General features: G+C 65.9%; 20 protein-coding genes. 9 read left to right on the top strand and 11 right to left on the bottom strand.

The features are described 5' to 3' along the window. Positions 1 to 90 precede the first annotated feature (90 nt). On the top strand, positions 91 to 1,368 hold the full coding sequence (eno, locus tag AC1Y2B_RS03330; RefSeq protein ID WP_482251634.1) for a phosphopyruvate hydratase: 1,278 nt from the start codon (positions 91 to 93) through the stop codon (positions 1,366 to 1,368). A gap of 223 nt (positions 1,369 to 1,591) precedes the next feature. Here the strand turns inward: eno and AC1Y2B_RS03325 are convergent, their stop codons facing one another. Further along, positions 1,592 to 2,668, bottom strand: coding sequence for an NAD(P)/FAD-dependent oxidoreductase (locus tag AC1Y2B_RS03325; RefSeq protein WP_482251633.1), 1,077 nt, complete (start codon positions 2,666 to 2,668; stop codon positions 1,592 to 1,594). A gap of 147 nt (positions 2,669 to 2,815) precedes the next feature. On the opposite strand from AC1Y2B_RS03325, the gene AC1Y2B_RS03320 reads away from it, so the two are divergent. The 3 genes from AC1Y2B_RS03320 to AC1Y2B_RS03310 all read left to right on the top strand — a co-directional run bounded on the left by AC1Y2B_RS03320 (position 2,816) and on the right by AC1Y2B_RS03310 (position 5,907). Continuing rightward, positions 2,816 to 3,700, top strand: a complete 885-nt coding sequence (locus tag AC1Y2B_RS03320) for a fatty acid desaturase (RefSeq protein WP_482251632.1) — start codon at positions 2,816 to 2,818, stop codon at positions 3,698 to 3,700. A 63-nt stretch (positions 3,701 to 3,763) separates the two neighbouring features. After that, positions 3,764 to 4,648 carry an EamA family transporter RarD gene (gene rarD, locus AC1Y2B_RS03315; protein ID WP_482251631.1) on the top strand — a complete coding sequence of 295 codons (885 nt, stop codon included), beginning with the start codon at positions 3,764 to 3,766 and terminating at the stop codon, positions 4,646 to 4,648. A 95-nt stretch (positions 4,649 to 4,743) separates the two neighbouring features. Next, positions 4,744 to 5,907: a calcium-binding protein gene (locus AC1Y2B_RS03310; protein ID WP_482251630.1), complete on the top strand. Its 1,164-nt coding sequence runs from the start codon at positions 4,744 to 4,746 to the stop codon at positions 5,905 to 5,907. On the opposite strand, the gene AC1Y2B_RS03305 is transcribed toward AC1Y2B_RS03310, so the two are convergent. Beyond that, positions 5,904 to 6,557 (bottom strand): glutathione S-transferase family protein, encoded by a 654-nt coding sequence (locus AC1Y2B_RS03305; RefSeq protein WP_482251629.1) that lies wholly within the window; start codon positions 6,555 to 6,557, stop codon positions 5,904 to 5,906. The two genes, AC1Y2B_RS03310 and AC1Y2B_RS03305, sit on opposite strands and share 4 nt — an antisense overlap. Positions 6,558 to 6,723: 166 nt before the next feature. Beyond that, on the bottom strand, positions 6,724 to 8,235 hold the full coding sequence (gatB, locus tag AC1Y2B_RS03300; RefSeq protein ID WP_482251628.1) for an Asp-tRNA(Asn)/Glu-tRNA(Gln) amidotransferase subunit GatB: 1,512 nt from the start codon (positions 8,233 to 8,235) through the stop codon (positions 6,724 to 6,726). Between the two features lie 174 nt (positions 8,236 to 8,409). Here gatB and AC1Y2B_RS03295 point away from each other — a divergent pair, with 174 nt between their 5' ends. Continuing rightward, positions 8,410 to 8,994 carry a transglycosylase SLT domain-containing protein gene (locus AC1Y2B_RS03295; protein ID WP_482251627.1) on the top strand — a complete coding sequence of 195 codons (585 nt, stop codon included), beginning with the start codon at positions 8,410 to 8,412 and terminating at the stop codon, positions 8,992 to 8,994. 73 nt (positions 8,995 to 9,067) lie between these two features. Here the strand turns inward: AC1Y2B_RS03295 and pepN are convergent, their stop codons facing one another. From pepN to AC1Y2B_RS03265, 6 genes are all read right to left on the bottom strand, one after another. Then, positions 9,068 to 11,611 (bottom strand): aminopeptidase N, encoded by a 2,544-nt coding sequence (gene pepN, locus AC1Y2B_RS03290; RefSeq protein ID WP_482251626.1) that lies wholly within the window; start codon positions 11,609 to 11,611, stop codon positions 9,068 to 9,070. Between the two features lie 88 nt (positions 11,612 to 11,699). Then, a complete protein-coding gene (locus tag AC1Y2B_RS03285) occupies positions 11,700 to 12,599 on the bottom strand; it encodes an SRPBCC domain-containing protein (protein WP_482251625.1) in 900 nt (299 codons plus the stop codon). After that, a complete protein-coding gene (locus AC1Y2B_RS03280; protein ID WP_482251624.1) occupies positions 12,583 to 12,936 on the bottom strand; it encodes an ArsR/SmtB family transcription factor in 354 nt (117 codons plus the stop codon). Before AC1Y2B_RS03280 ends, AC1Y2B_RS03285 begins: the two co-directional genes overlap by 17 nt. Positions 12,937 to 13,037: 101 nt before the next feature. After that, positions 13,038 to 13,781 carry an EcsC family protein gene (locus AC1Y2B_RS03275; RefSeq protein WP_482251623.1) on the bottom strand — a complete coding sequence of 248 codons (744 nt, stop codon included), beginning with the start codon at positions 13,779 to 13,781 and terminating at the stop codon, positions 13,038 to 13,040. A gap of 211 nt (positions 13,782 to 13,992) precedes the next feature. Then, a complete protein-coding gene (locus AC1Y2B_RS03270) occupies positions 13,993 to 14,481 on the bottom strand; it encodes a GNAT family N-acetyltransferase (protein WP_482251622.1) in 489 nt (162 codons plus the stop codon). 123 nt (positions 14,482 to 14,604) lie between these two features. Next, on the bottom strand, positions 14,605 to 15,723 hold the full coding sequence (locus AC1Y2B_RS03265) for a zinc-binding alcohol dehydrogenase family protein (protein ID WP_482251621.1): 1,119 nt from the start codon (positions 15,721 to 15,723) through the stop codon (positions 14,605 to 14,607). Positions 15,724 to 15,827: 104 nt separating this feature from the next. On the opposite strand from AC1Y2B_RS03265, the gene AC1Y2B_RS03260 reads away from it, so the two are divergent. The 3 genes from AC1Y2B_RS03260 (at position 15,828) to AC1Y2B_RS03250 (ending at position 17,454) form a co-directional block, all read left to right on the top strand. Further along, a complete protein-coding gene (locus AC1Y2B_RS03260; protein WP_482251620.1) occupies positions 15,828 to 16,448 on the top strand; it encodes a TetR/AcrR family transcriptional regulator in 621 nt (206 codons plus the stop codon). A 9-nt stretch (positions 16,449 to 16,457) separates the two neighbouring features. Next, the gene (locus tag AC1Y2B_RS03255) at positions 16,458 to 17,045 is read left to right on the top strand and encodes a flavin reductase family protein (RefSeq protein ID WP_482251619.1); all 588 of its coding nucleotides are present in this window, start codon (positions 16,458 to 16,460) and stop codon (positions 17,043 to 17,045) included. 262 nt (positions 17,046 to 17,307) lie between these two features. Continuing rightward, positions 17,308 to 17,454 carry a hypothetical protein gene (locus AC1Y2B_RS03250; RefSeq protein WP_482251618.1) on the top strand — a complete coding sequence of 49 codons (147 nt, stop codon included), beginning with the start codon at positions 17,308 to 17,310 and terminating at the stop codon, positions 17,452 to 17,454. Between the two features lie 263 nt (positions 17,455 to 17,717). Here AC1Y2B_RS03250 and AC1Y2B_RS03245 read toward each other — a convergent pair whose 3' ends face one another. Next, positions 17,718 to 18,287: a dimethylsulfonioproprionate lyase family protein gene (locus tag AC1Y2B_RS03245; RefSeq protein WP_482251617.1), complete on the bottom strand. Its 570-nt coding sequence runs from the start codon at positions 18,285 to 18,287 to the stop codon at positions 17,718 to 17,720. 657 nt (positions 18,288 to 18,944) lie between these two features. Here AC1Y2B_RS03245 and AC1Y2B_RS03240 point away from each other — a divergent pair. Further along, positions 18,945 to 19,436, top strand: coding sequence for a DUF2244 domain-containing protein (locus AC1Y2B_RS03240; RefSeq protein WP_482251616.1), 492 nt, complete (start codon positions 18,945 to 18,947; stop codon positions 19,434 to 19,436). 223 nt (positions 19,437 to 19,659) lie between these two features. Here AC1Y2B_RS03240 and AC1Y2B_RS03235 read toward each other — a convergent pair whose 3' ends face one another. After that, on the bottom strand, positions 19,660 to 20,112 hold the full coding sequence (locus tag AC1Y2B_RS03235; RefSeq protein ID WP_482251615.1) for a GatB/YqeY domain-containing protein: 453 nt from the start codon (positions 20,110 to 20,112) through the stop codon (positions 19,660 to 19,662). Positions 20,113 to 20,236: the final 124 nt, after the last annotated feature.

Here is a 20,236-nt window from a genome sequence, read left to right as displayed (position 1 = left end):
AATCGCCACAAGTCCCTCACATCTCTTCCCCTTGTTACAAACCCCGGCTAAAGGAGGGGCGAGAGCACCCTTTTGCCATTGGAGCCTTCCATGAGCACGATTATCGACATTCACGCCCGCGAAATCCTTGACAGCCGCGGCAACCCCACCGTCGAGGTGGATGTGGTTCTGGAAAGCGGCGCCTCGGGCCGCGCCGCTGTCCCCTCGGGCGCCTCGACCGGCGCGCACGAAGCGGTCGAACGCCGCGACGGCGACAAGTCCCGCTACATGGGCAAAGGTGTGCTGGAGGCGGTTGAAGCCGTCAACGGCGAACTGGCCGAAGCCATCATCGGCTTTGATGCCACCGAACAGGTCGGCATCGACCTCACCATGATCGAACTGGACGGCACCCCCAACAAGGGCCGCCTCGGCGCCAATGCGATCCTCGGCGTTTCGCTCGCGGTGGCCAAAGCCGCCGCCGAATTCACCGGCCAGCCGCTCTACCGCTACATCGGGGGCACCTCCTCGCGCATCCTGCCGGTGCCGATGATGAACATCATCAACGGCGGCGAACATGCCGACAACCCGATCGACATTCAGGAATTCATGATCCTGCCGGTCGGCGCGGAAAACGTCCGCGAGGCGATCCGCATGGGCTCGGAAGTTTTCCACACCCTGAAGAAAGAGCTGCAGAACGCCGGCCACAATACCGCTGTCGGTGACGAGGGCGGCTTCGCACCCAACCTGAACTCCGCCCGCGACGCGCTTGATTTCATTCTGAAATCCATCGAAAAGGCCGGCTACCGCCCCGGCGAGGACATCTACCTCGGCCTCGACTGCGCCGCGACCGAATACTTCAAAGGCGGCCGGTACGAGATGAAGGGCGAAGGCAAGTCGCTCTCCATCGAAGAAAACGTCGCCTTCCTCGCCGGCCTTGCCGCCGACTACCCGATCATCTCGATTGAAGACGGCTGCTCGGAAGACGATTGGGCCGGCTGGAAGCTGCTGACCGACACCTTGGGCAAGAAGATCCAACTGGTCGGCGACGATCTGTTTGTCACCAACCCCAAGCGTCTGGAAATGGGCATCAAGCAAGGCTGCGCCAACTCCATGCTGGTGAAAGTCAACCAGATCGGCACTCTGACCGAGACGCTGAACGCCGTCGATATGGCCCACCGCGCGGGTTACACCAACGTCATGTCGCACCGCTCGGGCGAAACCGAGGACAGCACGATTGCCGACCTCGCCGTCGCCACCAACTGCGGCCAGATCAAAACCGGATCGCTGTCGCGCTCGGACCGCCTGGCGAAATACAACCAGCTGATCCGCATCGACGAGATGCTGGGCGACATCGGCGAATACGCTGGCCGCTCGATCCTGAAGGCCTGATTTAAAACAAATTTTAGCGGCGCGCCCCGACCCGGCGCGCCGTTTGCGTTTCTGCACCCTCCGGTACAGCTGCACCGTCAGACCCTCAGGCGGGGATATCTGGCGAAGGCGGATGCAAGTATCTACTCTTCCCGCTTCGCATTCTCCAAATATCCCGCGGGGGGTCCGGGGGGCGCGAAGCCCCCCGGCGTGGGGCCTGGGCGCCCCGTTTCAGGCCAAGACGTCATGCCCAAAACCGCCCGGGCCGGAACGGGGCCAGCAGCGGGTCGGCACCCTTCCCCAGAACCTCTGCCGCCAGAAGCTCGGCCACCAGCGGCCCAAGCGTCACGCCCGAATGCATCACGGCCAGCCAAAGCCCCTCCGCCACCTGACCCACCGCCGGCAGCCCATCGCCGGGAACCGGGCGAAACGCCAGGGCCGCCTGATCGGCCATCAGGGCCGGGCCCTGAAACATGGCGTTCAAGCGATCCATTGCCGCCGCCAGCAGGGTTTGCGAGTCTGAAGGGCCGGCCTCTGCCCCGTCGGACTGGTGATGGGCGGCCAAGGGTGCGATCAGGCGGCCTGCCCGGTCCTGCCGCAGGTCGCCCGCTGGTGTGGCCAGAATGTGGTGCAGGCGCCGCGTTGCCGGCAGTGTGGTCAGGATCATCCCGGGCCGCGACAGCATCGGCACGCCGTAGCCTGCAGCGGCCATGAGGCCCGCAGCCCCGGTCCCCGCCGCCACGATGACCTGATCGGCAGCCATCATCACCCCGCCCGCCGTCTGCACGCCGCACACGGCCCCCCCGCGCGCCACCAGCGCCAGCGCGGGCCAACCGCACAGAACCTCTGCCCCCGCCGCCGCAGCCCTCGCCAGCAAGGTCCGCGTCAAGGCCGCTGCATCCACCGCGCCCTCTTGTGGCAGGCGCAGCGCAAGCGCGGGCGGCTGGATCAGCGCCGGCTCCAGCGCCGCGATCTCGGGTCGCGACACCTCTTGCACCGCATAGCCCAGATCGGCCAGGGCCGCCGCCATTGGGGCCAGACCCGCCGCATCCTCCCACCACAGACAGCCCGGCCACTCCCACAGATCGCCGCCAAGATCGCGCTGCAGGCGGTGATGCGCTGCCATCCCCGCCACGCGCAGCCGATGATGCGCCGGGCTGAGGTAAAAACTACCGTTGATCCAGCCAAATGACCGGCCCGAGGCTTGCGACGCCGGGTGCAGCGCCGCCTCCAGCACCGTCACCCGCGCCCCGGCCCGCGACAAATGCCATGCCAAAGCCGCCCCGGTCAGCCCGGCCCCGATGATCACGATACGGTCCATAGGACGAGTTTGGCATGCAGCGCCGGCCCTGTCGATAGGGCAGCGCAAGCTTGCGCATCACATCAGGAAACCAGTGCAACGCATTGCCACATATATGTCTTTCATAGCTCAGTTGCCGACACGCCTCCGCTCGGCCATACTGCGCCCATGGATCACGCCCCAGACCACAAGACCCTGATCGCCGCCCTCCCGGCTGACCTGCGCGACCGGCTGACGCAGCCGTCCACCGCCAAGGGCCTGGGCCATCTGGCGCTGCATCTGGTGGCCATCGCCGTCACCTCGGCCCTGATCTTCAGTCCGCTTTGGCCTTTTGCCCTGCCCCTGCAAGGCATCCTTCTGATCTTCCTGTTCACCCTGGAACACGAAACGACCCATCGCACGCCCTTTGCCTCACCCGCGCTCAACGACTGGATTGGCCGCGCCTGCGGCATGGTCCTGGTGCTGCCGTTCGAGTGGTTCCGCTATTTCCACCTTGCCCATCACCGCCACACCAATCTGCCCGGTCTTGACCCTGAACTGGACGGGCCCAAGCCCGCAACCCTGCGCCAGTGGCTGATCCATGTCTCGGGCATCCCCTACTGGAAAGCCGCTGTCGCGCTGCTGATCAGCCTGTCGCTTGGCCGCAGCCACGCGCCCTATCTGCCCGAGCGCGCCCTGCCCCGGATGCAACACGAGGCGCGGGTCATGCTGGTTCTTTACGCAGGCGCCGCCGTCCTTTTGGGGATGAAGCTGGTCTGGCTTTGGCTGATCCCGGTCGGTCTGGGTCAGCCCTTTCTGCGCCTGTATCTTCTGGCCGAGCATGGCGATTGCCCCTTCGTCGCCAATATGCTGGAAAACACCCGCACCACATTCACCAACCGCATCCTGCGGTTTCTGGCCTGGAACATGCCCTACCATGTCGAACATCACGCCTTCCCGACCGTGCCCTTTCACGCTCTGCCCGCCCTGCACACCGAAATTCGCGACCATCTGAAGGTCACCGCCAAGGGCTATGCCCGCTTCAGCCGCGATTATCTGGTCCGCCGCCTGTAGGCCGATTGTTCCCGTCACAAGTTTGAATTGGAACTGCCGCCCGCAATCCGATAAGCCGCCGCCATGACCTTGCAAGACACCCACCCGGACACATCGCGGGGCTTTGGCTTCGCCCTCTCGGCCTATTTCCTTTGGGGCTTTCTGCCCTTCTTCATGAAGGCCGTCGGCCACATTCCCCCACCCGAGGTCATCGCCCACCGCGTGCTGTGGAGCCTGCCGATCGCCGCTGTGGTCCTTTTGGCACGCGGCGAGTTGCGGGGCCTGCTGCCGATCCTGAAACGGCCTCGGATGCTGCTGATGGGCTGCGCCACGGCGGCGCTGATCTCGGTCAACTGGGGCATCTATGTCTGGGCCATTGGCGCAGGCCATGCGCTGGATGCGGCCTTGGGCTATTACATCAACCCGCTGTTCAGCGTCTTTCTGGGCGCGGTTCTGTTGGGCGAAAAGCTCAACACCCGGCAGATTCTGGCCATCGGTCTGGCCGCCTTCGCCGTGGCCCTGCTGACCGTCGCGGCGGGCAAACTGCCGGTGGTCGCCCTTGGCCTGACGGTCACCTGGGGGTTCTACGCCTACCTCAAGCGCCGCCTGCCCTTGGGCGCCAACGAGGGCTTCCTGCTGGAGATCCTGATCCTCAGCCCCTTCGCGCTGGCCTATCTGATCTGGGTTGGGGCCTCGGGCACCGGCCATTTCGGTGGCACAACCTCGGACACACTGCTTTTGATGTCCTGCGGCCTTGTCACTGCGGTGCCGCTGATGCTTTACGCCAACGGCGCCAAGGGATTGCGGCTGTCGACCATCGGCATCCTGCAATATATCGCCCCCACCATGATCCTGCTGATCGCGGTTCTGGCCTTTGGCGAGACCTTCGGTCTGGCGCAGATCATCGCCTTCCCGCTGATCTGGTCCGCTTTGGCGGTCTATACCTCGGCCCTGTTCGTCAAACGCTGAGGCGAGGGCCAAATAATCCGGCGTGATCCGTGGAAAGTCTTGCGGGCGCGCTGTCAACTTGGGTAGCCTGATCCAAATTGACCGCGAGTATTTTCATGACCCTGATATCCGGCACGAATTCCGCAGACAGCCTGAACGGGACCGATGGCAATGACAGCCTGATCGGCTGGGACGCCACAAACCCGGCGGGCAACACCGGGCCCGATGGCGACAATGGCACGATCCGCGGCGGGGACGGCGACGATTCGATCACCGGCGGGGCGGGCAATGACCTGCTGCTGGGGGGCACCGGCTCTGACTACATCCTCGGCGGGAATGGTGCCGACCTGATCTATGGCGGCACGGGGGCTGATGATCTGCGCTCTGGCGCGGGGGCGGACAGCGTGTATGGCGGCGCAGGAAATGACAACCTGGCCGGGGGCGAGTGGTCACGCGACACGGTTCAGGCCAGCGGGCTTCTGCTGGATGGCGGCTCTGGCATGGACCACATCTACCTCAATCTGCGCGGGGCCCAGTTCCACATCATCCTGTCGCTTGCCGACCCTTCGGTCCTGACCGGCAGCGCCGAGACGCTGCGTCTGGTCAACATTGAAAGCCTGTGGTGCGACTGCGGCGGCAACAGCGACCGTGTGACCGGCGGTGCGCTCAACGATCAGCTTTATGGCAACAACGGCTCGGACAAGCTGACGGGTCTGGCCGGCGACGACATGCTGTACGGCGGGGTTGGCAATGACACGCTCAGCGGTGGCGTGGGCAACGACACGGTGGACGGCGGCAATTCCAATGACCGCATCTACGGCGGTGCTGGCAATGACACCCTGACCGGAGGCCTTGGCCGCGATGCAATTTTTGGCGGCGTCGGCAACGATGACGTCTTCTGCGGCAGCGCCAGTGCCACCAAGGCCGAGAATTCCGCCGATGTGATAACCGGCGGTGCCGGAGCCGACAGCTTCCACTTCACTTTCCGCGCCGCCTATACCGTGACCGTGGCCGACAAGATCACAGACTTCAGCCCTGCGCAGGACAAATTCCTGCTCGATACCGGCGGGCTGGGCGGACTGTCTTCTGGCACCAGCCTGACGGCCGACCAGTTTGCCCTTGGTACCGCGGCGGGCGATGCCAGCGACCGGGTGATTTACGATTCAGCCTCGGGAAACGTCTGGTTCGACCCCGACGGAACCGGGGCTGGCACAGCACAACTGTTCGCGCAAGTCACGCCGGGGCTGACCCTGTCCGCCGGCGATTTCCACATCCTTTAGGACAAAGCGCGCGGCAGCGGCGGCAAGTCCGGCGCCTGCAGGCCGGCGAAGGGGTCGGCCCATGCCGGCAGCGCCATCAGCCTGCCATACCACGCCGCCACCGCCGGATAATCCTGCAGGGGCAGACCTGCCACATCATTATAGGGCAGATACGCCGCCATCCGGAAATCGGCATAGCTCAAACCGCTGTCGAGCAGGAACTCCCGCCCGGCCAGATGGTCCTGCAACTGCGCCGCACTGGCGTGAAAGCGCTGCGTCCCCTCGGCCACGGCCGCCGGGTCCACCGGGCCAAAGCCATAGCGCTGCTTGGTGCCATATTCGAAATGTACCATGTCGATGGCATGCATGAAGTTTGCCTTGGCCCAACTGATCCAGCGGATCATCTCGGGCATCTCGTCGCCCATGCGCCAGAAGTCCGCACCCGCCTGCATCGACAAGCGGCAGGCAATCGCGTCCACCTCCCACAACGGGCGACCGTCCTGCAGCAGGATCGGCAGCAACCGCGTCGGGTTCAGCGCGCGAAAGCGGTCCGACTGGGCCGGATCAAACGGAGCCGCGAATTCGAAGACCACATCAGCGCGCAGATGCCGGGCCACCGCCACACCCAGCCGCGGATTGGGATTGCGCGAGAAATACAGGATGGCGGTCATGGTGGTTCCCTTGATGTGATATCAATTACCGGACGGGCGCTGCATGGTAACAAAAAAGGCACCCCTCAAGGCGCCCCCATTCAGCCCGCTTGGCCCGTAGGGTGGGGTTGAACCCCACCCTACCTTACCCTGCCACCGCGTAGGGTGGGGTTGAACCCCACCCGTCTTAAAGCCCCAACTTCTGCGCCACCAAGGCACCCACCGCCGCCGGATTGGCCTTGCCACCGGTGGCTTTCAGCACCTGACCGGTGAACCAGCCCGCCAGCTTTGCATTCACCTTGGCCTTGGCCACCTGATCGGGGTTGCCCGCAATCAGCGCATCCAGTGCGGCCTCGATGGCCCCCAGGTCGGTGACCTGCTTCATGCCATGCTTGGCGGCCTGCTCTGCCGGATCGCCGCCCTCGGTCCACAGAATCTCGAACAGGTCCTTGGCCATCTTGCCCGAAATCTCGCCCGAGCCGATCAGATCCAGCACGCCGCCCAGCTGCGCGGCCGACAGGGGCGAATCCGTCACCGCCTTGCCTTCCTTGTTCAGCCGCCCAAACAGCTCGTTGATCACCCAGTTCGCCGCCATCTTGCCGTCGCGGCCCTTGGCCACCGCCTCGAAGAACGCCCCCGAATCCAGTTCGGCCGTCAGCACGTTGGCGTCATAGTCGGTCAGACCATAATCGCCCATGAACCGCGCCTTCTTGGCGTCCGGCAGTTCCGGCATCGTGGCCGCAATGTCATCGACCCAATCCTGCTCGATCTCCAGCGGCAGCAAATCGGGGCACGGGAAGTAGCGGTAATCATGCGCCTCTTCCTTGCTGCGCATCGACCGCGTCTCGCCCTTGTCCGGGTCATACAGCCGGGTTTCCTGCGTGACCGAACCACCATCCTCGACAATCGCAATCTGGCGCCGCGCTTCATAATCAATGGCTTGCTGAATGAACCGCAGCGAGTTCATGTTCTTGATCTCGCACCGCGTTCCCAGATGCGAGAAATCCTGAGTCGCCTGATACTTCTCATACTGCCCCGGCCGGCAGACCGACACGTTCACATCCGCCCGCAAATTGCCGTTCTGCATGTTGCCGTCACACGTGCCCAGATACCGCAAGATCTGCCGCAGCTTGGAGACATAGGCCGCAGCCTCCTCCGGCCCACGAAGGTCGGGGCGGCTGACGATCTCCATCAGCGCCACGCCCGTGCGGTTGAAGTCGACGAAGGACATGGCAGGGTCCATGTCGTGAATGCTTTTGCCCGCGTCCTGCTCCAAGTGAATCCGCTCGATCCGCACCAGACGCGCGACACCCGGCCCCATCTCGACCAGCACTTCGCCCTCGCCGACGATGGGATGATACAGTTGCGAAATCTGATAGCCCTGCGGCAGGTCGGGATAGAAATAGTTCTTCCGGTCAAAGGCGGATCGCAGATTGATCGCGGCCTTCAGTCCCAAACCGGTGCGGACCGCCTGTTCCACGCAGAATTCATTGATCACCGGCAGCATGCCCGGCATCGCCGCATCCACGAAGGCCACGTTCGAATTCGGCTCCGCCCCAACCTGCGTCGAGGCCCCCGAAAACAGCTTGGACTGCGAGGCGACCTGGGCGTGGATCTCCATCCCGATCACCAGTTCCCAGTCCGATTTGGCCCCGGCGATGACTTTGGGGGTGGGTGCGGTGTAGGTCAGGTCAAGCATGCAAGCCTCCGAAGGTTCACGGTCTTTTAGGCAGGGCGGGGGGGCGGTTCAAGGGCCATGGCGGCGGAAACCTGCCGACTTGCACAGGTTAGCGGCCGCCAAAGGTTGGCGAATCCGATTCTCACCTGCAAAAGCCACGGGTCGCACACCCCGCGACGGCAAAACCACGGTTCAATGTTACGTTTCGTTTCAATCCTGCTGGCCCTGTCACTGGCTTTCGTCTCGGCTCCGGTCGAGGCCAAGGCCAAGAAAACCGCTCTGCCAGCCATGCGCTGGGACAACGCCCCCAAGGCGTCAGAGTGGACGACGGAAGCACTGCAGCAGGTGGCTGACCATGACACCGAATTGACCGGCACGGTTCCTGACGATATCGCCGTCTATTGCCCGGGTTACGCCAAGGCCAGCAAGGACGAGCGGCGCGCCTTCTGGGTCGGGCTTCTGTCGGCCACCGCCAGCTATGAAAGCGGCTTCAACGCGGCTGCGGTCGGCGGCGCCGGGCGCTATGTCGGGCTGATGCAGATCTCGGTGCCGACGGCGCGGCTTTATGGCTGCGATGCCACCTCGGCCGCCGGCCTCAAGGATGGCTCGGCCAACCTGTCCTGTGCGGTGGATATCGTGGCACCGCATGTCGCGGCGGATGGCATGGTTGCTGGCAAGGGCAACCGGGGCATCGCGCGCGATTGGGGTCCGTGGTCCAAGGCCAAGACGCGCGCCACCATCGCCGCCTGGACCAGCCAGCAGGCCTACTGCCAACCCTGACCACAGCGCCCGGGTGTTTGACCGCCCCGCGGCAGGCAACCGCGGGGGGCCCACGGACCCCCACAGCGTTCATTCAGCCCAGCATCCGCCCCACCATCTCGCCCAGATCACGGCTCAGCCCCGGCGTGGCGGCAATCCGCGCCAGCTCCACCTTGGCCAAGGCCTGCCGCCCCGCATCATAGCGCGTCCACGTCTCGAACGCCGTCGACATCCGCGCCGCCGTTTGCGGGTTCAACGGGTCCAGCTTGATCAACCAATCCGCCAGCAGCCGATACCCCGCGCCCGAGACATGGTGGAACCCCGCATGGTTGCCCGACAGCGCGCCGATGACCGACCGGAAGCGGTTGGGGTTCTTCCAGTCAAACAGCGGATGCCGTGTCAAGGCACCGGTCACTTGCGCGGCCTTGTCAGGGGCAGCGGTGATGATCTGCAGGCCGAACCACTTGTCCATCACCAGCCGCTCGCCCGTCCAGCGCCCTTCGAAGCGGGCGACTTCGGCCGCCCCCGCCCCGTTGTCCAGAAGGATGGCGAGGGTGCCAATCTCCTCGGTCATATTCGTCGCCGCCTGATGCGCCGCCGCCACCGGGCCAAGGTCCAGCCGCGCCAGCAGCCCCAAGGCCACCAGCCGCAACGCCCTTTGCCCGGCCTGCGCCGCATCCGGGCTGAAGGCCCCCGCCACCGGAGCCGCCAACCCGGCCAGATTGGGCGCAAGCCTTTCCGCCAGCGCCCTGTGCAAAGCCCGTCGCGCATCCCTGATCGCCGCAGGGTCCGGCACCCGCCCCGCCGCCACAAGGGTCGCGGCCATGTCGTCATCGGTTGGCATCCGCAGCGTCAGCGCCCGGAAGGCCGGGTCCAGCGTGTCATCCAGCGCCACCCGCGCCAGCCCGTCCAGCAAAGGCGCGGCAGAGGCATTGCCCATCAGCACCTCTTTCGCCAAGGACCGCCCCGCCTCCCACCGATTGAACGGGTCGGTGTCATGCGCCAGAAGAAAGGCGCGTTCGGTGGCCGCAACCTCGCGCTGCAACACCACCGGAGCCGAGAAGCCCCGCAGGATCGAGGCCGTCGGCCGGCTCGCTAGCCCGGTGAAGTCAAACGACTGCTGCGCCTGCGTCAGTTCCAGCACCGTCGTCGGCACCACCTCATCCCCATTCGGGTTCAACAGGCCAACCGCCACCGGGATCACCTTGGCGTCCTTCACCGGCTGTCCCGGCGTCGGCGGATTGTCTTGGCTCAGCGTCAGCCGGAAGGTGCCACTTTCCGCCAGCCACTCTTCAGAGACCGAAACCTTCGGCGTGCCCGCTTGGCTATACCACCGCTTGAACTGCGTCAGGTCGCGCCCGGTGGCGTCTTCAAACACCTTCAGCCAGTCTTCAATCGTCGCCGCATCGCCGTCATGCCGGTCGAAATACAGATCCAGCGCCGCCTTGTAGCCGTCATCCCCCACCAGCCGCTTCAGCATGCCGATGACTTCCGAGCCCTTTTCGTAGACTGTCGCCGTGTAGAAATTGTTAATCTCGACAAAGCTTTCGGGCCGCACCGGATGCGCCAAAGGCCCGCCATCCTCGCGGAACTGCCGGGCGCGGAGCGTCAGCACGTCCTCGATCCGCTTCACCGCCTGAGACCGCATATCCCCGGTGAACTGCTGATCGCGAAACACCGTCAGCCCTTCCTTCAGGCACAGCTGGAACCAATCCCGGCAGGTGATCCGGTTGCCGGTCCAGTTGTGGAAATACTCATGCGCGATGACACCTTCGATCCGGTTGTAATCGTCATCCGTTGCCGTCTCGGGCGAGGCGAGAACCAGCTTCGAGTTGAAGATGTTCAGCCCCTTGTTCTCCATCGCGCCCATGTTGAAGTCATCAACCGCCACGATGTTGAAGATATCCAGATCATATTCCCGGCCATAGACCTCTTCATCCCAGCGCATCGAGCGGATCAGCGAATCCATCGCATAGGCGCAGCGCGTCTCATCCCCGCGCCGGACGTAGATGTTCAATGCGACATCCCGGCCTGACATCGTCGTGAAGCGGTCCGGATGCGCCACCAGATCGCCGGCGACCAAGGCGAACAGATAGGCAGGCTTCGGCCACGGGTCATCCCATTCCGCCCAACCCGCGCCCTGCCCCACCGGGTTGCCGTTCGACAGCAGCACCGGCAGGTCCGATTCAATGCGCACCTTGAAGGGTGCCATCACATCGGGCCGGTCCGGATAGAAGGTAATGTGCCGGAACCCCTGCGCCTCGCACTGCGTGCAGTAAATGCCGCCGGACATATACAGGCCTTCCAAGGCGAAATTCCCCTCCGGGGCAATCTCCACCTCGGTCTCCAGCGTGAAATCGCCCGAGGGCAGCAGCGCCGCCGGAATGGTCAATCCGGTGTCGTCCGGCGTCACGGCCAAGGCCACCCCGCCGATTGACGCCGCGATCAGCCGCAGATCCTCGCCATCCAGCCGCAGATCAAGCCCCGAGCCTCGCGCCGGGTTGGGGGACAAATCCAGCCGCGCCAGCACCCGCGTCGTCTTGGGCGCCAGCCGGAAGGTCAGCGAAACGCCCCTCACGACATGCGTGAAGGGCTGATAGTCGGCAAGGTAAACGGTCTTGGGGCTTTCGGCGTTCATCGGGGCCATCCTTTGTTGTCAGGAAAGCTAGCCCCGCGAACGCCGAAAGAAAAGCAACGCCGACAGAAAAGCGATGCGGTCCGAAAGGTCAGAGCTTCTCGGCAATCGCGGCGAGTTTGCCCAAAGTCTCCAGACCCTTCGCATCGGCTTGATAGCCCATCGCCGCCGTCTTGGCCTCGGCGTTGGGCATGGTGATGGTCTGGCTGATCCGCGTGCCGCCCGGCTCGGGGGCAAGGGTGACCACAACCTGCATCGGCTCGCCGTCCACATCGGAGTCCATCAGGAACTCGATCCGGTCCAGCCGCATCACCTGATAGCGGTGGCGGTTGGCCCAGGTCTGGCCGTGGCCCACCATGTCAAAGCGCCAGATGCCGCCCTCGCGCAGGTCGATCTCTTTGGTCACGCAGGAAAATCCCTCTGGCCCGAACCACTTGGGCAGGATTTCCGGATCGGTCCAGCAGCGCAGCACCGTGGCCGGCGGCGCCTTGATCAGCCGCGAGATGGTGATCTGCCGCGCCTCAAGCTCCTGGGCATAGGCCTCCAACTGGCCGGCCACGGTGCCCCAGCCGTCAAAGAAGCCCATCTTGCGGTGATTCTCGGCGGCCTCCTTGCTGCGGTGCCGCACCACGGCGCGGTAGCGGGTGACGCCGGGTTCCAGGTCCTCGAAGGTGATGATGGCGGTCATGAAAGGTTCAGGCGCGGGCTTCCAGCCGGCGGTGTAGGTGTCGGTGAAGACCAGCTTTTCACCCGGGATCACCTCCAGATAGACGCCGTTGTTCTCCATCAGGGTGCCGTCGATATCGAAGGTCGTGTTGCAGGCGCCCCCCGCCCGGACATCCAGAACGCAGGAGGCGATCTTGTGCGGCTTGGGCACAAACCAGTGCGGCAGATGCTTGGGGTCCGTCCAGCAGGCCCACAAGAGCGCGCGCGGCGCCTTCAGGTCGCGGACCAGTTCCAGGTCAAATTCGGGATCAAGCTCTGTTGTCATGGTCGTCCTCCGCCATCAATTGCGCCACATAGTCTTCCAGGCGATCCGTTCGCGCCTCCCAGATCGCGCGCTGCTCGGCCAGCCATCCCATTGTCGCCTCCAGCGTTGCGGGCACCGCCCGGCAATAGCGCACGCGCCCGGTCTTCTCGGTCGCAATCAACGCCGCCTCTTCCAGCACCGCCAGATGCCGCATCACCGTCGGCAAGGCCAGCCCGGTCGGCCGCGCCAGATCGCTGACCGGCACCGCCCCCTTGCCGATCCGCGCCAGCATCGCACGCCGGGTCGGGTCCGACAGGGCCTGAAAGATCAGCGACAGATCAGGTTCATACTTAGCCATAAGACTAAGTAACAGATCCACGCCGCGCTGAGAAGCCCCTTTTTCTGCCCGCATCCTTGCTGGGAAATACCCCGCGGGGGGCCCGCTTGCGTCGATGGGTGTCAGTCCACCACCGGCAAAGCCTGCGCCTTGGCAAAGGCCGCCAGCACCGCTTCGGCGCCGTGATGTTCGGCCAGCACCATGATCCGGAAACGTATCCGCGCCAGTTGGCGGTAATGGCCCAGCCAGGCGGCGTTCAGCACCGCCCCGCCAATCGCCCCCACCACCGGCACCGCCGAGGCGGCCAGCCGCTGGCCCAGCACCGGCACCAGGCGGGGTGCGGCACGCGCAATCCATCCCGACAGCGTCGGCCCCGCCAGCGCCAGACGCCCCGAGACGAAGGCCGGGTCCAGCACCTCGGCCGCCGCAATCGGCCGCCCGCTGGCCAGAATATCGACAGAGGCCATCCGAACCCCGGCGCGGTCGGGGTCCAGACCAGCGGCCCGCGCCTCCTCGCGGATCGCCTGCAGGAACAGGATCAACGCCAGCGGCATCTCGGCCATAGCACCGGCCAGACCGGCAGCGCCGCCCGCCGCCCCCGAGGCGATCACCAGCCAGCGATGCCCACGCGGACCCAGATCGGGCGCGCGGGCCGCAAGACCCAGCCCGACCAGCAGCGCCTGTCCGACCTGCGCTTCCACCCGTTGGCGGACCTGCACCGGAATGCGGGTCCACTGCGCTTCCAGCCCCGCGCCAAGATGGCGGCTGCGGGCAACCAAAGAGCTTTCCAACCTGGCATGGGCATGGGCCAAGGCAGTGACTTCAAGATCAAGGTCGTGGCCGATCAGGGCGGGAAGCTGGGTCATAGGCTGAATATGGGGGGGCTTGCGGCAAACGCAAAGCCCTCCCCTGCGGGCTGCGTCCGAACTGGCAAAGCTTTGCCCCCGGGGCCAGGTCCTGTCCAAAGGCGCGCGCAAAGCGCGCATTGCCTTTATCTCGCCTCTGGCGTGCCGCCAACCGGCTCGGGTCAAGACGCTCCGCGGGGCGTATTTGGGTAAAGAGCCCGCGAAAGCGCGATCAGGCGCCCGTGCTTTTGCTCACCGGCCCGCGCACCTTGTCCCAGGCCCCGGCCTTCAAGGCCAGACCCAGCACGCGGTCGGGGTTGGTGGGCGGCGGCATCTCGACCGCCTCCAGCTTGCGAAAGCCGAAACGGCGGTAATAGGGCGCATCGCCGACCAGCATCACCCGTTCCCAGCCCAGACGGCGCGCCTCGGCCAGGCTTTCGTTGATCAAAAGGCCGCCCAGACCCTCGCCCTGAAAGGTCGGGTGCACCGCGACCGGCCCCAGAAGCAGGGCATCCTCGCCGCCCACTTCGACCGGCCAATAGCGGATTGCGGCCACCAGAACGCCATCGGCCCGCAGGGTCAGGCACAGCGCGGCCACCGTCGGCACTCCGTCCCGCAGCCGGTAAGACGACAGCGCGGTCCGCCCCGGCGAGAAGCACAGGTCATAAAGCGCCTCTACCTCCCACCAGTCGGCCTCGGTCTCTTCTTCCAGCTGGTACAAGGCGCCTCCAGATCGGGCCGCAGGGGGGAATCATCTGGAAACGCGGGTAACATGGTCACATGTCAGGATCAAATCGGTTCCGCATCGGCCCGGTTGCGCCCGGCGGGCGCCGCCCGGCGGGCGTCACAGCGTGACCACCACCTTGCGCGCCGAAACCCCTTGCCGGTGACGGTCCAGCGCGGACTGAAGGGCGCCCAGACCCTGCCCTGCGATCAGGGGCGCGGGGGCCGGCACGAAGCGGCCCTCGTGCAGCGCCAAGGGCAGAAAGCTGTCGAAGATCACGCGGGCCAGATCGCTGCCCGCCAGTGCCGTGCCATAGATGACCGAGGTCCTGATGCCCAGCCGGCGTCCGCGCAGCCACAATCCGCCACCGCCTTTCAGCATCATCGGCAGCATCCGGGTCAGCAAGGCCCCCAGACCGGGTCGTGCCGGCAGGCTGTCAATGTCGATCGGAAAGGTCGCCAGCGCCAGGCGTCTGGGTCCGGCGCAGCCGCTCAGCACCGTCATGCAGGCAGCGGCCGAGCCTGTGCCCATGGCCAGCGCCCCGGCCAGCCTGCGACCCTGCAAGGCGCGCAGGATGTCCGCCACCACGGTCGGGCTGCGATGGTCAAACACCTCAGCCGCGCCCAGCGCCTGCATCAGGCCAAGGTTTGCCGGTGCGGCCGTCGTCACCACCCGATAGCCCGCCGCCCGCGCCAACTGGATTGCATTGCACCCGACGCTGGTGGATCCGCCCCAGATCAGCACCGTCTGCCCCTGATCCTGTGGCTGGGCCGAGGGCAGGCGCAGCGCCAGTTGGTCCGCGGCAAAAAGCCCGCTCGCCGCCGTGCACAGGCCAAGCGGCAGCACACAGGCCGCCTCGAAGCTGATGTCGTCCGGGATCGGGCTGGCCATCTGCTGCAAGACCACCGTGTACAGCTGGAATGCCCCTTCCGCCGCAAGGTTTCTGGACTTGTCCATCCCGGTCGCCGTGCCCAGCACCCGGTCGCCCGGCGCAAAGCGCGTGACATCAGGGCCAACCGCCACCACCTCGCCCGCCAGATCATAGCCCAGGATCGCCGGATATAGGATCCAGCCGAACATCAGCTTGCCCATCTGCTGCTTGTATCGGTCCACCGGATTGACCGCGACAGCCCGGTTGCGCACCACGATCTGCCCCGGCCCCGCCACCGGATCAGGCGCCGCAGCCACCGTCAACGGATCAAACGGCGTCAGCGCCCAGGCGGCTTGATTGCGGCTCATCGGGTTCTCCTATCAATGATAGGCTTTGACCTATCGTTGATAGGTTGCCAAAGCAAGCCCGAAGCGGCATCCTGCCCGCCATGACAGAGAAACGGCCAGATCTCGTGCAAGCCCCCCCCGTCAAGCCAGGCCGCCGCGAGGCGATCCTTGCCGCCGCCACCACGCTGTTCAGCCGGCACGGCGTGCATGCCGTCACCACGCGGCAGATCGCCGCCGCCGTCGGCATCTCGCAGCCCTCGCTTTACGCGCATTTCCCGTCCGTTCAGGCCATCCAGGCCGAGGTCAGCACCCGCGCCTTCGCCCTGCTTGAACGGCTGTGCACGCCCGAGCCCGGCGCCAGCCCGCAAGACCAGTTGCAGCAGACCGTGGCCAGCTATTTCACCTTCGGCCTCGGCCATCCCGACGCCTACCGCATCGCCTTCATGCTGGAACACCCGAAATCGGTACACCCGAACTCTGAAGGCGGGCTCCGCGAAGCCGCAGGCCTCGCCGCCACCGACCATCCCGGCCCGCGCATCTTCGGCCACCTGTGCCGGATCGTGGCCGCCCTGCGCCCCGATCTGACCGGGCCAGACCTGCTGATCCGCGTGCAAAGCCTGTGGGCCACGCTGCACGGCCTTGTCTCGCTTCTGATCGCCCGCCCCGATTTCCCCTGGGCCGCGCACGACCGGCTGATCGCCGAACACAGCCGCCTTGCCTGCCGCATGATCCTGCCCCAACCCTGAAAGCCCCCGATGTTCTACACCCCTTCCGAAGACCAGCCCCGCAACGGCGGCCTGCCGCATTCGCCCTTCAACGCCATCGTCTCGCCCCGCCCGATCGGCTGGATTTCCACCCGCGGGCCGCTGGGCGACAACCTTGCCCCCTATTCCTTCTTCAACGGCGTGGCCTATACCCCGCCACAGGTGGTCTTCGCCGGCACGCTGAAGGATTCGATCCGCAACATTCAGGACTCGGGCGTCTTCGCCACCAATGTCGTCTCGCGCGCGCTCTGGCTGCAGATGAACGCCACCTCGGCGCACCTGCCCCGCGACGTGGACGAGTTTGCCGCGGCCGGGGTGGAAAAGGCCGAATGCACCACGATCAACTGCCCCCGCGTGGCCCTTGCCCCCGCAACACTCGAATGCCGCCTGCAACAGGTGGTGACGCTGGAAGGCGGCGCGGATTTCCTCGTCATCGGCACCGTGACCGGCATCCACATCCGCGACGAATACCTGACCGAGGGCCGCTTCGACACGGTCAAGGCGCAGGTCATGGCCCGGCTGGGCTATATGGACTACCTGCAAGTCACCGACCTGGTCGAGCTGAAACGCCCCAAGTGATCCGGCTTGCCCTTGTCCTGACCCCGCGGTGCGGCCCCGCCTTGGGCCAATCCGCCGAACCAGACCACACCCCGATGATCAAGCCTGCCCTGCCTGCCGGCTTGCCCCGGGTTGCCCCCCGGCCTGCCGGATCAGTGCCGGCCTTGGTGCGCGCGATCAGGACATCCTGAAACGCGTCGCAGACCGCGGCACGATCCCGCCCGAGGATCAGGCCCGAACGCCGCCCGGCACACTCACCGGGCACATCTTCCGGAACTGCCGTGTGCAGATGACGATCACCGGCCCGGCCTCGCTTGCCCTCCTCGGCACCGATGACGCCGATTGCCCGGGCGCCGCCCATGTCTTCACCCAAGTCAGCCCGCTGCACTTTGACCTCGCCAGCGGTGGCAGGGTCGACCTTTTCACATGACCGCCGCCCGATCTCGCCCCTGGCACACCCGCAGACCCCGGCACCGCGGACGCGCCCCTACGCCCCCGCCCTGCGCACAGCCCTCGCCCAACCTTGCCCCCCCCCGCACCCCCCGTTTCATCTGTTCGCAAATATCCCGGGGTGAGCGCCCCCTTGGGCGCGAGGGGCAGCGCCCCTCTGCCCGGCCAACAAGCTTGAACAAGACATACACAAAAGACACAAAATCATTCTATTTCAGAGTCTTTAATGGACCCGCCCGCCCTTCACGCCCCCGGACGGCCCAGGATCACCGACTTCGCCGCCAGATCGCCGCCGCGCCACAGGTACAGCGCCGCCAGCGGCTCTGCCCCCACCCGCATCGCATGCGGCACCCAGCTGGCATGGTGGATGGCCTGGCCCACCGGAACCGTCACAAAGTCGCCATGGCCCTGTTGCCACGCGGCCGCGCCGTGGATCGGCAGATAGACCTCCTCCGCCTCATGGGCATGGGCGGGATAGACCACGCCCGGCGCCAACAGCAGAACCCCGCAGGCAATCCTTTCGCTGGCCATCGGGCCGCGCAGGCCGATGAACTCGCTCCAGCCATAGCCATTCAGGAAATCAGCCCCGAAATCGCCAGAGCCATAGGTCTGCCGCCACTGCAACTGCGGCGCGGCAGCGCGGATTGCCCCCATGACCCCCTCCGTGCCCATCTGGTCCAGCCAGCGGCACACCGGCAGGCTGACGGGCTCCAATACCCGGTGCCGCCCCAATTGCGGCCATTCCGCCAGGATCGAGGCCGCTTCAGGCACCTCGGCAAAGGCCGCCCGCACGGCCCCCAACAGCTCATCCATTCCCGCCCCCTACATCCTTGCCCAAGCACCCTAGCGCAACCCGCCCGCCCGTCGCAGCGCTTTTTTGACTTGGTCCCCGTCGTGCACACCGGACACGCCCGCCCAAGGATCGGGCGCCAGCAAGCGTCACCCTTCCCCCCGCCGCGCGGCGGCCCCGTCCTCGCGCACCCGTCCTCGCGCACCCGATCCCCGCACATCCTCCAACTCCGCCCGCCCAGAAGGCAGCGCGCCACAGGCTGTCCGCAAGGCCCCAACGCACCGGTTCCCCGCAACCTGCAGCGCAGTCCTGCGCGACGGTCAGGCAACAGGTCTGACGGCAAGGCCACACACCGGCATCCGCCCAGCGCCCAAACGACCAAATCGGCACGGCCCCGCCTCACCCGGCGTCCCGCTGATCCCGCAAGACCCAGCCGCCGCCCGCCTGACCAAATCAACCCGCACCCGCCGCTGGCCGCGCTGACGCTCAGGCCCGCGCCCTCTGCCCCCGCCACAGGCCAGCCCGCTCCGCAGCCGGCCGGCCGGCAATCATGAACAATTCCCTAACAAAATTCATAATATCACGTCCAATCCATAGGTTATCCAAGATTGCACGCGTGCAATCCTCGAATGTCACACCCCGCCCCTTCCCTTTCCAAACGCCTGCACTATCGTTGCGCCATGCCGTACCAATGGTCCCCTCCCGCCCCGCCCGAGGAACCGCAGCGCCTCACGCTGTGGGCCCATCATTCGCTGACCAATCGTGGCCTCGTGACCTTCCTCGGCCTGACCGCCACCCTGTTTCTGTTGCCCCTGCTCAGCCAGATCGGCAACCCGACCCTGTGGGTCCTGCTGCCCTTCCTGCTCTGCGCCCTGGGCGGCGTCTGGTGGGCGCTGGACCGCAACACCCGCGACCGCGCGATCACCGAAACGCTGATGCTGGCCCCCCACCGCATCGCCCTCCTGCGCGAGGGCCCGCACCGCAAACGCCACTCCTGGGAGGCCAATCCCCACTGGGTCCGCCTGTCCTTGCACCCCACTGCCGGGCCCGTGCCCAACTACCTGACCCTCGGCGGCAACGGCCGCGAGGTCGAACTGGGCGCCTTCCTGACCGAAGCCGAGCGCATCGCCCTGAAAGCCGACCTCGAAGCCCGCCTCGCGCAAATCCGCTGAAGACCGCACAGAAATCCGCAAGGCTGCGCCCGCTCCGGCCTGCGGCACACCAGGGCAAGACCAGCAGACCACGCAACGCCGCAGGTCACCTGCGCCCCTCAATTGCTCCTTTGGAAATACTCTCGGGGGGCACGGGGGGCAGACGGCCCCCCGCCGCAGCCCAAGGCGACCGCCGTCCGGACCGGCGCCGCGGCGCGCGATTGATCGCGCGCCGCCGTTGGCCTCAGCCCAGCCGTGCCTTGATCAGCGCGCCGACCGCGCCGAAATCCATGCTGCCGGTATACTTGCCCTTCAGGACCGCCATCACCTTGCCCATGTCCTTGACCGAGCTGGCCCCGACCTCGGCCACCGCCGCCCCGATCGCCGCTTCCACTTCGGCGGCGGTCAGCTGTTTGGGCAGGAATTCTTCAATCACCCGGATCTCGGCCGCTTCCTTGTCGGCCAGATCCGGCCGCGCGCCTTCCAGATAGACCTTCACCGATTCCTGGCGCTGCTTGACCATCTTGGCCAGAACCGCCAGTTCATCGGCATCCGTGCTGTCCTTGCCTTCGCCCCGCAGCGCAATCTCGCGCTCCTTCAATCCGTTCAGCATCAGCCGCAGCGCCGAGAGCCGGTCCGCCGCCTTGGCCTTCATGGCCTCCTTGATTTCCGTCATCAGGTTGTCGCGCAGCGTCATTTCCGTCCCCTTTTTTCCCGTCCTCCGACCATATCCGCACCACGCCCGTCACGCAACCAAGGCGCCAATTTTCAACCCCTTGAATTCTCGCGTTTTTACCAAACACTGCGTCCCTTGACCCGGC

The sequence above is a fragment of the Stagnihabitans sp. genome (genome assembly GCF_964946895.1).
Note: the sequence above shows the minus strand (reverse complement) of the source record. Positions and strands in the feature narration are given on the sequence as shown.